We start from the raw sequence: 13,011 nt of genomic DNA on the forward strand, positions 1-13,011 counted from the left end.
GTTATCTGCCTCTGATAAAAATACAAATAAAGACTGTTTTTAAATTTTATTGCCAATTTCCTGAAATTACTTTATTGTAAGCGAATGTTTTGGTCGTCTACGCAGCGATCAACAGGGAATGAAAGACCCGAAACTTGAGACACGTATTTATCCAGCTTTATGGATATCCCGGATTTCCGGGAGCTTTTGTTATGTCCAGGTGCGTCTGCGCACTAAAAGCAAAAGGCTGAGTCAAGTTTCAGCTCTTTCAACTCCCGGAATACCAATGCGAGGGCGCTCGCAACCGGCAGGGGAGCTTGAAGTGAAAGCTAAAAATCCACACTTTAACGACATTTCGATAGGCAGAAAAATTCGCTTTAAAAGAACAATGCTGGGGATGTCGCAAAAGCAATTAGGCAGCCAGTTAGGTGTGACGTTTCAACAAATCCAAAAATATGAAAAAGGCTCTAATCGTATAGGAGCGGGGCGTTTACAAGAAATTGCTGATATTCTCAATGTTCCCATTTCTTTTTTCTATACGGATCTCTCGACAAAAGAAAATGCCTTGGATCCTTATGATGAAAGGATTTCGAGTAAAGAAGAGCAAGTCCTTTTGAAAAGCTTTAGAGAGCTTAAACCTAAAAAGCAGAAGGCAATTTTGTGTTTGATTGTCTCATGAGATAAAAACACTGTTTTAAATTTATTGCTGGTCTCCTGAAATTATTTTATGAACAAGAACGAGGGTTCTCGTTGTACAGTGCGGTTGAATGGTGGAGCCCAAAGCCTGAAAATCCAAGCTGAGACATTAGCCTGCTTTATAAGTATCGCGAGATTCCGGGAGTTTTTGCCATGTCCAGGTGCGTTCTAGCACTAAAAGCAAAAAAAGCTGACTGAACTCAGTACTTTCAGACTCCCGGAATACGCATAAGAGGCGCTCGCAACCGGCAGGGGAGCTTGAAGTGAAAGATAAAAATCCACACTTTAACGACATTTCGATAGGCAGAAAAATTCGCTTTAAAAGAACAATGATCGGGATGTCGCAAAAGCAATTAGGAAGCCAGTTAGGTGTGACGTTTCAACAAATCCAAAAATATGAAAAAGGCTCTAATCGTATAGGGGCGGGGCGTTTACAAGAAATTGCTGATATTCTTAATGTTCCCATTTCCTTTTTTACGCTGATCTTTCAACAAAGGAAAACGTCTCAACTTGTGATGATGAGATCGGAAGTAAAGAAGAGCAAGTCCTTTTGAAAAGTTTTAGAGAGCTTAAACCTAAAAAGCAGAAGGCAATTTTAAGATTAATTTTTTGTTAGAATAAAGAAAAAATTAAAGAGGCTCTTGCTAAATAATAAATTATTCTATAAACCCTTTTTTAGAGAAGGGGGTTAGCATTTCTCCTCCCCCCCCCCCGCAGAAATGTCCAAATAGAACCTCCTTCTCGTCATTTTAAAAATCATGAAAATTTGGACCTTTTCCCTTTTTAAAGAGTGACTTATTTGTGTTAGAAAAGTTGCTGTGTTAGGCAAATTGGAAGGCGTGGTGTTTTTAGGGATTTGGGAAGGGCTTGAAAAGTCATCTTGCCAAAAAGAGTTCTCAAAAGGAAACATTGGAGAGCAATCATCCAAAGGGCGCCCAGTGGAGAGCGATCATCAAAGGGGGCGGCTTAAAGGAAGCTACCAAAAATCTGGAACTTCAGGCTTTAGATGAGGACCAATCCGTACTGCCGAGACCTTTTCTGCTAAACCTGTGCGGTCTGAAATCTCAACCGCTAAACCACAAAGGGTGGCGGGACCACATGCCGGTTCAAAACGATCTTGCTTCGTCTTATAAAGAAAACGGTGTAAGGGTTCTTCTTTGTCCATTCCAAGAGATGAGTTGTAATCTCCACACATGCCTGCATCTGTTAAATAGGCGCTCCCACCTTCTAAGATTTGTGCGTCAGCCGTGGGAATATGCGTATGCGTGCCAACGATAACACTCACACGACCATCAAGAAAATGGCCAAAACATTGCTTCTCGCTTGTCGTTTCTGCGTGAAAGTCAAAAATAACCGTATCGGCTTGCTCCATCAACGAACAGGCTAAAAGAATATTTTCTGCTGTTTCAAATGGATCTTCTACTTTGCACGGCATAAAAACGTTGCCCAACAGATTGGCGACAAGAACACGGGCTCCATTTTTTGCTGTAAAAATACCTACACCTCTTCCAGGAGTTTCTTTCGAAAAATTGGCAGGGCGTAAAAAACGATCACTCTCATGGGCATACTGCAATGCTTCTTTGTGAGAAAAAGCATGATTGCCCGTGGTGACAACATCAACACCGGTCATCAAAAGATCTTGATACGTTTCTTGTGTGAGACCAAAACCACCAGAGGCATTCTCACCATTTACCACAACAAAATCAAGCTGCCACTTCTTAATCAGTTGAGGAAGGTGTTCAAAAACAGCTTTACAGCCTGTGTTACCAACAATGTCACCTAAAAATAAAAAACGCATAGGCGCTTTAATCACATTTTAACATTTTAAGAAACCTTTTTCTGTAAAAATCCCCTGTACCTGTAGATCATGTTCTGCTGCGCGAATAGAGGAAACCTCCTGACATGAAAATCCTATGCCCCATAATGTTATTTGATGTCCTTGTTTTTCAAGAGCTTCAACCGCACGGTCATAATATCCTCCTCCATAGCCAAGACGGTGACATTGACGATCAAATGCAGAAAGCGGAACAATAATATTATTGGGGACAACAACGCTACTGTCTGCACTTGGACCAAAGGTGCCAAAACGCATGGGCTCTAAAATCGTGTTGGGCGAAAATGCACGGAAAACCATGGTGGTGGAATCAAGCACTGCTGGTAAGGCTAAACGTCCGCCGCGTAACGCTACAGCATCCAGTAAAGGACGCGGGTCAATTTCCGATTTAATGGGCCAATAGCCTGCTAAAATGAGCTGTGAAAAATTTGTCCCCTTTTTTTCAAGGTATTCAATAAAGTGGCAACAAGCACGCTGCGAAAAGAGTGCCCGCTCTTCTGTTAAAAGAGCATCACGACGCGATAAACCGCTTTTTCGCTGCTGTGTACGAAGGGATAAAGCCGATTCACAGAGGGGATTATGTGTCATTGTCTCGCCAATTGTTTTATAAGATGCTGGTATTTTATCCATTGTTGGCGTTTTGTAAATCTCTGTGTGGATAAGAGCTGTGCTCATGAAAAAATGTGCGCTCTTATGGTAGGGTATCTTGATGCGACAAGCTGCTTTTGCGTTGCTTGCGTGCAAAGGGATGAAGCAGATTCACAGAGGGGATTATTTTTGTAAGTGCTGTCTGTTTTATAAAATAAAGCTCAACGTAATTTTTATTTCTTGAAAAGAGCATATCGTCATTGGTCTTATGTAAAAGGACGCTCTCAATTTTTATCTGGAAAAATTTTGATGTAAAAAAGGGTGATCCACAACAGCCGATGGAAAAAGCTGATCCCGGGAACCTATACAAATAGGTGGGCGCCATATGAAAAAGCCCACGGGCTTGATCAGGGACAGCTCCCTTGGAGATCATTAAGGTCTCAGGAATACGTTATTTCCTGTCGAGAAGCGCAGAACACCCTCCTTAATATAAAACAATTTCAGAGTTTCTGCTAGAGATAAAATAACCTCAATCTCTTATTTTTCATAAAGTTTTTTCAGGATGATTCTATAACCTTGCGGGTGGCTGCTAGAAATGGCTGTATGATATATAGAACGCGTTATTCAAAGTAAAAAAAGCAAAAAATATGAGTGGGAGTGGGTGATTGAGTGAGGCATAACGGTTTATTGGCAATCGCTTGATTTTTATGTTTCGCGGGAATACTTGGGGGAGCTTTGAAGGGGAATATTTTTTATTCAAGGATGTTTGTTAACTGACGTTGCGTCTTTGAAGTTTTTGCCTCGTGGGGAATATTTCAGTGCTGTTTTATCAACTTTGAGGGCAAATTGTGAACGCTTTTCGTTTCTATGATTTTCTAAGTGTAAAAAGGTATCTCCAATCATGGGGTGAAGGCTATGAGAGTGTTCGTGAAGAGCGAAATATAGTAAAAGATAAATATTTTTTGTCTTTAGAATGAAGCAAACACAATAAAGAGGTGATAAAATCTAAAAAGGGAGGAAACATGAGACTTATCAACTTTAGAAAATTATATACTTTTACTTTCAAGGCGACAATTAAAGAACCTGTTAAGCCCTATATGGTTTCAATTGTTAATGTTGAAGATCTAACAGATATCACTGTTTTTACAATAAACGATGGTGATCCTGTTAGACTTTTTTTAGAATTTGTGAAAAAAATAGAAAACAGTACAAGATTTTATGCTTATAACCTAAACTATGATTATGCTATTATTCGATCATGGTGTCATTTTAATCAAAATGATCTTATAACACCTAAATTTTATGATTTTATCTCGCAAAAGGATAGAGTTCTTAGATCGGAACTTGCATTTCAATCAAATAAATCAAAAAGAGTTTATCTATTCGATTCATTAGAGTTATTTTTAGTTCCTTTACAAGACATAATAACAGCTTTTACCGATTTAAAACAAAGTGAATCTTCTCTCTTTGAGTGCATTGATGATGTTATTATTCATCAAAATGATATCGACTGCTGTGTGAATGAAAGCAAGGGATTAGCCATTGCTCTCAAAAAAAGACTCCAATGGGGAAGAAATAAAATGACTTTTGCAGCTGATGCTAAAGCTGTATGGTCAGAAAAAATGTTTAAAAAATTTACAAAAATTAAAGCAGAAACATATTTATTCCCATCTTTAGAAGAAGGTGATGATTATATTTTTAGAAAAGCAAATGACGGTGGTTTTTGTTTTTTTAATAGATATATGGGTAAATTCATAAATAAAGAAATTGAAATTTATGATGTCAATAGTATGGGCCCTGCTATGATGTTAAAACAATTACCTATAGGGGCACCTCTTTATAAAAAAGGTAAAATTGAAACTAATGACTTACACCCTCTAGGTCTTCAAAGATTTTATATAAACTCAGCAGAATTAAGAGAAAACAAAATACCTATTTTAAATAATAACACACAATCATCATCTGGGGGTGTTGAATATTTACAAATTTTATCTGAATACGAATGTGAACATAAAAAAATATTCATGTTAACATTACAAGAATTTGAATTGTTTAAACAATCTTATCACTACCAAAATTTGGAATTATTAGATGGTTATCTCTTTCAAGCAAGAGATGACCTTTTTACTGATTATATTGATGAATTTTTTGAATTGAAAAATTCTTCAGATAAAACAATCAGCAGAATAGGAAAAATGTTTCTTAATTCATTATGTGGAAAAATGGCTGAACGTCCTCATAGAATTAAAACATATATCGAATTTGAAAATGATGTTCTTAGATTTATTTGGGGTGAAACAATATTCCAAAAATGTGGTTATTTGCCAATTTCTTTATTTGCTGGAAGCTATGCTCGTATGTTTTTAATTGAGTCTATTTACAAAATTGGACTTGAAAATTTTATCTATTGTGACACTGATAGTATCCATTGTTTCAAAACTGAAAATGCTAAAAAATTAGATATTCATCCCTCTAAAATAGGGGCTTGGAAATTAGAAAATAAAAAGAAAATTATAGCAGCTAAATATTTAGCTCGTCGTCGGTATTGTTTGCAATTTGAAGATAATACTTTTCAAGCCGTTTGCCCATATATACCTTCTGACAAATTAACGCCTCACATCAAGTCATTGGATGATTTTCAACTTGGTAAAAGCGTTAAAATGACAGGTTTTAAAATGGGTGTTGGTGGTCTATACCCAATAGAAAGATTTGTTTCAATTTAAAGGAAAATAGGAAAGTGACTATACTGGGAGATGAAAACGTGCATGGAAAGGCGTGAGGGTATCAAATTTTATCCTGTTATGGCGTAACATACTGTTATTTACTGGCAATATAAGGTTGCTATCCTTGATAGGTTCAATGTTTTAATGTGTGTGGTCAATGTCCTTAAGTTTAAGAAAATCCCATATGTGGGAAACCAAGAGAAGTCTACTAGAATTCGGATTGTTTACAGTCCGAAGCGGGTTAAGAGACTTCGTGCTTTAAGGTGTGGGGAGGATATTCATTGGCAATCGCTTGATTTTTATGTTTCGCGGGAATACTTGGGGGAGCTTTGAAGGGGAAATATTTTTTATTTAAGGATGTTTGTTTAACTGACGTTGCGTCTTTGAAATTTTTGTTTTGTGGGAAATATTTCAGTGCTGTTTTTCAACTTTGAGGGGTGGAGGAGAGCCGATACGGTATGTGCTGCTATGGTTGAAGCTTATAAAAATAAAAAAAAAGACGATAATAGTTTATCAAAGGGCTCAGCGATGTTTTAAGTTTTTTTTCAAAAAATATTTTTTGAGGATCGTGTTTACAAAATTTTTTTATCCATGATGGAGAGATGTGAAAAAAGAGGCGATGTGAAGAGGACTCAAGCGTGAAGCGTTTGCTTGCTAGGAGAAGAAATTCTTTAAGGGGTATATTGGAAGTGTTTGGACGCTTCCTTCAATACAAAAAAGGTCAAAATTCAAAAAAGACATTTTCAATTGCGTGGGGTGGGGTCAATTGCGTGCGGGGTGTTTGAGGGCGTGGTTATGAGCAGGGGGCTTTGAGTTTATTGAGTGGAATGTAAAGCTGGCTTGCGTCTTATCCAAGTTTGAAAGGATGCGTAAAGCATCTCGTTCTTGAATGGTTTCAAAGAGCTTGTGGTGATTGTTCGTCTAACAGAGCTTGTACGCGCTTTTGAATTCTGCGCATTTGTGGGTAATATTCTAATGCGGTTTCATAGGCTTTAAGAGCCAGTTTTGGACGCTCTGTTGCTTCCATGGTAACGCCAAGTTCAAAAAAAGCTATATAGTTGCGCGGCTCAAGTTCAAGAGCATGGTTGAGATCAAGCATGGCAAGCTTGAAATCGTTTAGTTGAATGTGAATCCAAGCACGTCTTACCCAAGCTTCAGCGTGAGTAGGTAAAAGTGCAATAGCATTATCAATATAATCAAGTGCAAGTCCATAATCGTCGCTACTGATTGCATTTTCAGCCCATGACATTAAAAGATCAATCGTCTCACTCCCCGATTGGGACCACAAATGTTGAAGTTGTTGACTGATCTTTTTTGCTTGAGAAACATCAGCACAATATTTCAACTCTTTCAGTAAACGTAAAATTTCGGCTTCTTTGCGTTGCTTAACTCTGTCAATATGGGAAAGCTGCTCTTTGTCAAGATCTTCAAGAATAACCGCAGACAAATCAGAATCGGAGGGCGTTGAGGAAGGGGGAGGAGAATTGGGAATAAGATCATCTAAGGGTAAAAGCGATTGTGGAGAAGGCCGATCTTCAGGAAGCGAAGGAGGATTTTGCCCATAGCTCGAGGGAACAAAACAAAATATGCCAACAAAAAAAAGAAAAAAAACGCGATTGAAAATACAGAAAAAACGCGACTGAAAAAATCGAAAGGTTTTTAAAAAAATAGAAGAATCCATAAAAACAAGCCCCCAAAAGATAAATCACCAAATATTATCAAATACTAGACTTGTAATCAACGAACTTATAACCAACCGACTCGTAACCCAAAAAATCTTAAGAAAAAATTTTTAAGCCTACAAAAAGTAGGCATAAAAACATTAACCAAAAGAATTAGCCTTGACGCGCTCTAAAACGAGGGTTCGTCTTATTAAGAATATAAATACGACCCTTACGACGCACCAAACGATTGTTACGGTGGCGCTCCTTTAGTGCTTTAAGCGAATTTTTAATTTTCATCATATTCACCGTTAAACAGTTTACGTAACACAATACTATGATACAACATTAAAACAACTATGATATAACATTAAAACACAAAAATACAACACCACAACCCCAATACACTGTTCACTCAATGAACATTGCATTGCGATATTGTACTTGCATCATAACATCACACGACACACTTTTTCACTGTGATCACAAAAAGAAAAACGCACCCTTAAGGTACGCATTAACACACTTCATTAGCACAACGAATAAGTGAAAATTGCAAAAAAAGTAAGGAAGATTTAACAAGAAGTCTTATTCTTGTCAAGGGTGTATTATACATTTCCTATGGTGGGTTAATGGTTTCCTTGAAGGTAAAAATATTCTCGCAAAAGAAGGACAAAGAGTGGAAAAAAGTAAAAGCCTTTTCAGCTTTAAACAAATAAGCTCTGTCAAGGGGGTGTTGAAAGGTCAGGAGCGCTGTTGAGCCGTTGGATTGTTGATTGGTGTGGTTTTTGAGGGTGGGGGGTATGGAGGAGAAGGAGCTTGTAGGAGGGCGTGAAGCTCTGCTAGGGGGCAAATTAAAAGGATTGGGGCGGGGGGCGGCGCGCTTTGAGCCGCTGGATATCGGTGTGAGGGGAGAGGTTGTTTTTCAGTTCATTGAGGGGAAAAGCATTTGTATATATGTGGGTTTAAAATTTGCTAGCTGGTCCCATTAATTGGATGACATGCCCCATTTTGCGGTAGGGTTGAACAGTGCTTTTGCCATATAAATGGATCGAGGTGCGCTCTTGCTTCAGAAAATATTTTAACGTGCTTAAATTTTTCCCAAGAAGATTTGTCATTTGGCAATCGCTATGGCGGTATGTGCTGCCCAATGGAAGACCGCAAATAGCACGGATATGCTGTTCAAATTGTGAAGTTATGCATGCTTTTTGTGTCCAATGACCAGAATTATGGACACGCGGCGCGAGTTCATTTACTAAAAGATGACCATCCGTTAAGACAAAAAACTCAATACAAAGAACACCAACATAATCGAGGGCATCCATGACTGTTAGGCTGATTTCTTGGGCTGCTTTTTGCACGTCAAGTGGAATATGTGATGGAACAAAGGATTTATGAAGAATTCCGTTTTTGTGTTGGTTTTCAGGGCAATCATAAAAAATATGTTCTCCTTGTTTTGTGCGAGCCGAGAGAACTGAAATTTCCGATAAAAAAGGAACTATCTCTTCCAAAATACAAGGCTGCTCCTGAAAAGTCCTTAAGGCTTCGTCAAGGGTTTGTTCATCGGGGTGGTCAAGCTTGATCTGGTTTTTTCCGTCATAACCAAAACGACGCGTTTTTAAAAGACCACGTCCGCCTAAGGCATCGAGCGCGGAAAGAAGAGAAGAAGAATTGTCAACAGCATACCATGAGGCGGTGCCAATCCTTTGATCACGCAAAAATTGCTTCTCAAAAAGTCGATCTTGCGTGATCTCTAATGCTTTGGAAGAAGGATAAACAGGCTTACTCTTCTCTACATATTGAACCGTTTGAAGCGAAAGATTTTCAAATTCATAGCTGACAACATCACACTGAGAAATAAAATGATCTAAAGCTGATGTATCGTCATAGGAGGCAACAATATGGCTGTTTGCTGTTTGAGCGGCTGGGCAATCGGCCTCAGGGCAAAAAATAACTGTTCGAAATCCTAATTCTGCGGCCGCTATGGCGAGCATCCGTGCTAACTGTCCGCCGCCGATTAAACCAATGACGCTGCCTGGAGGTAACATGTTAGGTGAGAGGGTGTTGGGTGAGGGGGTGGTGTTGGAAAACGGTGCCATTTTAACCCTCCGTTACAGGCGTTTTGGCGACATTAGCTGTTTGTTGTTGACGCCAATCTTGTAATCGTTGGGCGAGATCATGATCATAAATGGCCATAACGGCTGCGGCTAAAAGTGCTGCATTAATTGCACCTGCTTTGCCAATTGCTAATGTGCCAACGGGTATCCCTGCTGGCATTTGCACAATTGAAAGCAAAGAATCTTGACCAGAAAGAGAATGAGAATGCACTGGAACGCCAAAAACAGGAAGAGGCGTAAGGGCTGCTAGCATACCAGGAAGATGCGCTGCGCCCCCTGCACCGGCGATTAAAACTTTAAACCCTGCTTCTTTTGCTTCTTTTGCAAATTGATAAAGGCGTTCAGGGGTTCGGTGTGCTGAGACAATATGCGAACTATGAGAAATACCAAGATTTGTCAAAATATCTGCGCTATGGCACATCGTTTGCCAATCCGATTGGCTCCCCATTAAAATCGCGACATCACATGATTTTTTCATCATTCACCATCCTTTTCAAAGGTTCAATGCGATTCTTTATCATTATTTTTTTTAAAGTTTTATATTCTCTTTGCAAAGCCAATTGATGACAGAGAAACAGTTATTTTTCAAATAAGATGGAAAGCTAAAAATTTAAAGGGGGATCTCGAGAGATGAAAAATTAAAGTATTGAAGGTTATGAAGCACTTCTTTTGAGGGGGAGGGATGAATTTTGAGGGGAAGTGTTAAGGGGTGGTGTTGGACCTATGAGGCTGTTGAGCTGCGGAATTGCTGTTTATTTAAGGTAAGAGGAAAAAATACATCGGGGGAAAGGCATTGATTGTAAGTTTTTTTAAAAATGTTTCATTTTTATTTGCCAAAATAAACATGGTCACCATATATTATGAAATCTGCTGCAATTTGAAAAATTGCTCATGAGAAAAAGAGATTTTTATGGCGAAAATGCGTTGCAAAGTGAGGATATTCTTTGAGAAAAAAGAGATATCGATCTCTTAATTTCAAAGGCTATTTATTTTGCTGTTCAAGTGATTATTTTAATTGAGTGGGGGGATATGCTCTTTGTAATCGTTGATATATTTTAATAATAGCTGATATAAAGGGAAGCGAATAATCAGCGCTTTTGTGCTTTTGTTGAGATGTGTTTCTTAGCGATTATATGGTTCTTTGTTTTTTCACTTAGATAGTATGACAAGAAAAGTGAATGACGAATTGTGAATAATAAATCCATGGTCTCTTTTTTGCCCAATTTTGTAATAATGGTGGAAGCTGAAATAAATTAAGAGTTAAACACCGGATGTAAAGGAGATTTAAAGCTATGTTTTTTCCATTTTTAATCGCTTTAGGTACTGCAATAACGACTATGTATGGCAAAAAAAATATAAGTTATGCTCTGTGGGCAGTTTTATTCGTTGTCATTCTTCTCACTTTCAATCATCACGCAACTTCTACTTTAAATTTATCTTTTTGAGAGAATAGCCATGGAACATGTTGAACAAAAAAATCCTCACTTCGTCATCTTTATGAATACGCTAGGACTCATTGGGTTATCCATTGTCTTGGTGGTGGCTTTTTATTATCAATTGGTAAAGTTTGAGTTACCGTGTCCCCTTTGTTTGCTGCAGCGCGTTGGATTGATGCTAGCAGGTTGTGGGTTCTTGCTCAATATTCACTATAAGGTGAAAAATACCCATTATGGTATGGTTATTCTCGGTTGTATGGTAACGAGTGCCGTTGCAGCACGGCAAGTGTTTTTGCATATAACACCTGATGATTTGGGATATGGTTCAACGTTCTTTGGATTGCATTTTTATACTTGGGCTTTCATTATTTCTGTCCTTTGTATCTTTGCTGTCACATTTGTCATGATTTTAGGCGAATTGGCACACAAGTTCAAAGAATTTTCTCCTTTTCCATTTTTGAGTAAAACGGCAAGTTTTTTATTTGTGTTTTTGATTGCGGCAAATTTGATTTCTACCATACTGGAATGTGGTGGCGGACAATGTGCCGATGATCCTGTAAGGTATGAATTGTTATCAAATTGGTTCCCTTCATAGTCTTGAAATTTTTTAATAATCCCTCATCATGGTTTTATTGTTAAAGAGGCGGAAATATTTAAAAGTCCGCTTCTTTTTTATTGACTGGGAAGACATTTCAGCAAGCTTTTCGATAATCTGATCTTTTATGCCAACGCTGCCTTTTATGAGCGCTTGCGATTGGTATTTTTTTAGCGAAGACCTGCTCTGTGAACCTTTTATACGGTCTTTTGAGGGAGATGAAGGGATTGGTCGGAGGCGTTTATAGGGCAGCCCCAAATTGTTGAGCCGCGTGGGTTAAAAAATTCGTTTTTTAAAGGTGCATTAACGATAAAATTTTTTTCCTCTTGATTTTTCTTAACGTTGTGTTAAATAAACCTTTGTATTCATTTTTGATGCTTCTGAAGTATCTTTGCTGCTTTTAGAGGGATTAATTTAAAATTTTGAAAATTATCTGAATAATTTTCTACAGGGGTTTGTTTATTAGAGGCAAACCTTTTTTTTTATCTAATTTTTAGATGTTTTTTCAATGTGAAGCCTTTTTTAGAAAAAGGTAAGCATCTTGATGATGACTCTCCTATTTGTTAATATATTGATTTATAATGAAATCATTTTCAACGTGAAGCACAACGCTGAATAGAATAAGATTTTCTCATCATCAGTTCTCTTATATTGAATCAATTAAAATTACTTGCTTGCACATCATGAGCGGGCGGGCCATGTGGGTCAAAACTTTACAAGAAAGGCATAACTTTAATGAATTGGCTCTTGAACTGAAGGCTGTCGGCAACATTAGAAGCTGGCAGAATTTTTGTGATAGTGCCGGTTTTGTTCCTGCATAAGCGTAAAGATAAGGAGGGTTGAATGGATTTTATTCCCTTCATGGGGGCTTTACCATGCCTTTATGGATAGCGTTTGCGAAATGGGTGTGACGAGCGTTGAGAGATCTGTCTTTAAAACAAGCGTGTGAATATGCAACGCAAGTATCGTGTGTTTTGTGCGTTTTGTCTTACGAAAAAATACTGACTTATAAGGATAAGTTATCGTTGCGAATGTTGAATGAGAAAAACGAAAAGGTTCTCTCATTTCAAATTTTCTTCTAGTCAATCAATTAAATGTACTCTCGTACGTTACAAGAAAGCACTGGGTGTAAATAAAAGTTCTTTTAAAAGTCGTAAAATGCTTCTTATGAACCCTTTTGATAGCTAGAATTTGTCGAAAAATTTTATGTTGGTCAAGGGAAATAATAGGGCGGTTTATATCTATGATTTAAGTAAAAATAGGAGGATTTAAATGAAAAGGGAGGCGAGATTTTAAAGACAGTTGTCGAGAACGTTATTGTGTAATGATTTTTTACAGATTTTCTGATTTCTTTAAATATGTAAAAACATAAAAACGGAAAT

At 37.8% G+C, this 13,011-nt stretch carries 14 protein-coding genes, 1 other RNA gene and 1 pseudogene; 8 read left to right on the forward strand and 8 right to left on the reverse strand.

Annotation, left to right across the window (positions count from 1 at the left end; genetic code table 11):
* Nucleotides 1–118: 118 nt before the first annotated feature.
* The 3 genes and pseudogenes from ACFIJR_RS03995 (at nucleotide 119) to ACFIJR_RS04005 (ending at nucleotide 1,685) form a co-directional block, all read left to right on the forward strand.
* The gene (locus ACFIJR_RS03995) at nucleotides 119–658 is read left to right on the forward strand and encodes a helix-turn-helix domain-containing protein (RefSeq protein WP_375653667.1); all 540 of its coding nucleotides are present in this window, start codon (nucleotides 119–121) and stop codon (nucleotides 656–658) included.
* 280 nt (nucleotides 659–938) lie between these two features.
* A pseudogene (locus ACFIJR_RS04000) lies at nucleotides 939–1,291 on the forward strand (helix-turn-helix domain-containing protein).
* 202 nt (nucleotides 1,292–1,493) lie between these two features.
* A complete protein-coding gene (locus ACFIJR_RS04005) occupies nucleotides 1,494–1,685 on the forward strand; it encodes a hypothetical protein (protein WP_375653669.1) in 192 nt (63 codons plus the stop codon).
* On the opposite strand, the gene ACFIJR_RS04010 is transcribed toward ACFIJR_RS04005, so the two are convergent.
* The 3 genes from ACFIJR_RS04010 to ssrS form a co-directional block, all read right to left on the reverse strand.
* Entirely contained in the window at nucleotides 1,652–2,473 is an 822-nt protein-coding gene (locus tag ACFIJR_RS04010) for a TIGR00282 family metallophosphoesterase (RefSeq protein WP_375626371.1), read from the reverse strand. The two genes, ACFIJR_RS04005 and ACFIJR_RS04010, sit on opposite strands and share 34 nt — an antisense overlap.
* 18 nt (nucleotides 2,474–2,491) lie before the next feature.
* On the reverse strand, nucleotides 2,492–3,097 hold the full coding sequence (locus ACFIJR_RS04015; protein ID WP_375625410.1) for a 5-formyltetrahydrofolate cyclo-ligase: 606 nt from the start codon (nucleotides 3,095–3,097) through the stop codon (nucleotides 2,492–2,494).
* 319 nt (nucleotides 3,098–3,416) lie between these two features.
* Nucleotides 3,417–3,577: non-coding RNA, 6S RNA (gene ssrS, locus ACFIJR_RS04020), on the reverse strand.
* 542 nt (nucleotides 3,578–4,119) lie between these two features.
* Here ssrS and ACFIJR_RS04025 point away from each other — a divergent pair.
* Entirely contained in the window at nucleotides 4,120–5,820 is a 1,701-nt protein-coding gene (locus ACFIJR_RS04025) for a DNA polymerase (RefSeq protein ID WP_375625360.1), read from the forward strand.
* Nucleotides 5,821–6,715: 895 nt separating this feature from the next.
* On the opposite strand, the gene ACFIJR_RS04030 is transcribed toward ACFIJR_RS04025, so the two are convergent.
* On the reverse strand, nucleotides 6,716–7,501 hold the full coding sequence (locus ACFIJR_RS04030; protein WP_375653670.1) for a tetratricopeptide repeat protein: 786 nt from the start codon (nucleotides 7,499–7,501) through the stop codon (nucleotides 6,716–6,718).
* A gap of 154 nt (nucleotides 7,502–7,655) precedes the next feature.
* Complete coding sequence (gene ykgO / locus ACFIJR_RS04035) at nucleotides 7,656–7,781, reverse strand: type B 50S ribosomal protein L36 (RefSeq protein ID WP_013545486.1); 126 nt, start codon at nucleotides 7,779–7,781, stop codon at nucleotides 7,656–7,658.
* A 503-nt stretch (nucleotides 7,782–8,284) separates the two neighbouring features.
* On the opposite strand from ykgO, the gene ACFIJR_RS04040 reads away from it, so the two are divergent.
* Nucleotides 8,285–8,473, forward strand: a complete 189-nt coding sequence (locus ACFIJR_RS04040; RefSeq protein ID WP_375626368.1) for a hypothetical protein — start codon at nucleotides 8,285–8,287, stop codon at nucleotides 8,471–8,473.
* Here the strand turns inward: ACFIJR_RS04040 and ACFIJR_RS04045 are convergent.
* Both ACFIJR_RS04045 and purE read right to left on the reverse strand, forming a co-directional pair.
* Nucleotides 8,447–9,580, reverse strand: a complete 1,134-nt coding sequence (locus ACFIJR_RS04045; RefSeq protein ID WP_375653672.1) for a 5-(carboxyamino)imidazole ribonucleotide synthase — start codon at nucleotides 9,578–9,580, stop codon at nucleotides 8,447–8,449. The two genes, ACFIJR_RS04040 and ACFIJR_RS04045, sit on opposite strands and share 27 nt — an antisense overlap.
* A 1-nt stretch (nucleotide 9,581) precedes the next feature.
* Complete coding sequence (gene purE, locus ACFIJR_RS04050; protein WP_375625365.1) at nucleotides 9,582–10,079, reverse strand: 5-(carboxyamino)imidazole ribonucleotide mutase; 498 nt, start codon at nucleotides 10,077–10,079, stop codon at nucleotides 9,582–9,584.
* An 811-nt stretch (nucleotides 10,080–10,890) separates the two neighbouring features.
* Here purE and ACFIJR_RS04055 point away from each other — a divergent pair.
* The 3 genes from ACFIJR_RS04055 (at nucleotide 10,891) to ACFIJR_RS04065 (ending at nucleotide 12,450) form a co-directional block, all read left to right on the forward strand.
* Nucleotides 10,891–11,043, forward strand: a complete 153-nt coding sequence (locus ACFIJR_RS04055; RefSeq protein ID WP_375626364.1) for a DUF5993 family protein — start codon at nucleotides 10,891–10,893, stop codon at nucleotides 11,041–11,043.
* A gap of 10 nt (nucleotides 11,044–11,053) precedes the next feature.
* Nucleotides 11,054–11,629 (forward strand): disulfide bond formation protein B, encoded by a 576-nt coding sequence (locus ACFIJR_RS04060; RefSeq protein ID WP_375626362.1) that lies wholly within the window; start codon nucleotides 11,054–11,056, stop codon nucleotides 11,627–11,629.
* Nucleotides 11,630–12,327: 698 nt separating this feature from the next.
* A complete protein-coding gene (locus ACFIJR_RS04065) occupies nucleotides 12,328–12,450 on the forward strand; it encodes a hypothetical protein (RefSeq protein WP_375626360.1) in 123 nt (40 codons plus the stop codon).
* A 49-nt stretch (nucleotides 12,451–12,499) separates the two neighbouring features.
* Here ACFIJR_RS04065 and ACFIJR_RS04070 read toward each other — a convergent pair whose 3' ends face one another.
* Complete coding sequence (locus ACFIJR_RS04070) at nucleotides 12,500–12,694, reverse strand: hypothetical protein (protein WP_375626358.1); 195 nt, start codon at nucleotides 12,692–12,694, stop codon at nucleotides 12,500–12,502.
* Between the last annotated feature and the right edge of the window lie 317 nt (nucleotides 12,695–13,011).

This window comes from Bartonella sp. OD88NMGDW, from assembly GCF_042193775.1.
In the GTDB taxonomy this organism is placed as follows: domain Bacteria; phylum Pseudomonadota; class Alphaproteobacteria; order Rhizobiales; family Rhizobiaceae; genus Bartonella; species Bartonella grahamii.

Coding starts and splice junctions, on each gene's coding strand:
- ACFIJR_RS04070 (WP_375626358.1), bottom strand. CDS start 12,694: ATGAGAGAACCTTTTCGTTTTTCTCATTCAACATTCGCAACGATAACT.
- ACFIJR_RS04055 (WP_375626364.1), top strand. CDS start 10,891: ATGTTTTTTCCATTTTTAATCGCTTTAGGTACTGCAATAACGACTATG.
- ACFIJR_RS04015 (WP_375625410.1), bottom strand. CDS start 3,097: ATGACACATAATCCCCTCTGTGAATCGGCTTTATCCCTTCGTACACAG.
- ACFIJR_RS04010 (WP_375626371.1), bottom strand. CDS start 2,473: ATGCGTTTTTTATTTTTAGGTGACATTGTTGGTAACACAGGCTGTAAA.
- ACFIJR_RS03995 (WP_375653667.1), top strand. CDS start 119: ATGAAAGACCCGAAACTTGAGACACGTATTTATCCAGCTTTATGGATA.
- ACFIJR_RS04065 (WP_375626360.1), top strand. CDS start 12,328: ATGTGGGTCAAAACTTTACAAGAAAGGCATAACTTTAATGAATTGGCT.
- ACFIJR_RS04040 (WP_375626368.1), top strand. CDS start 8,285: ATGGAGGAGAAGGAGCTTGTAGGAGGGCGTGAAGCTCTGCTAGGGGGC.
- ACFIJR_RS04030 (WP_375653670.1), bottom strand. CDS start 7,501: ATGGATTCTTCTATTTTTTTAAAAACCTTTCGATTTTTTCAGTCGCGT.
- ykgO (WP_013545486.1), bottom strand. CDS start 7,781: ATGAAAATTAAAAATTCGCTTAAAGCACTAAAGGAGCGCCACCGTAAC.
- purE (WP_375625365.1), bottom strand. CDS start 10,079: ATGATGAAAAAATCATGTGATGTCGCGATTTTAATGGGGAGCCAATCG.
- ACFIJR_RS04025 (WP_375625360.1), top strand. CDS start 4,120: ATGAGACTTATCAACTTTAGAAAATTATATACTTTTACTTTCAAGGCG.
- ACFIJR_RS04060 (WP_375626362.1), top strand. CDS start 11,054: ATGGAACATGTTGAACAAAAAAATCCTCACTTCGTCATCTTTATGAAT.
- ACFIJR_RS04045 (WP_375653672.1), bottom strand. CDS start 9,580: ATGGCACCGTTTTCCAACACCACCCCCTCACCCAACACCCTCTCACCT.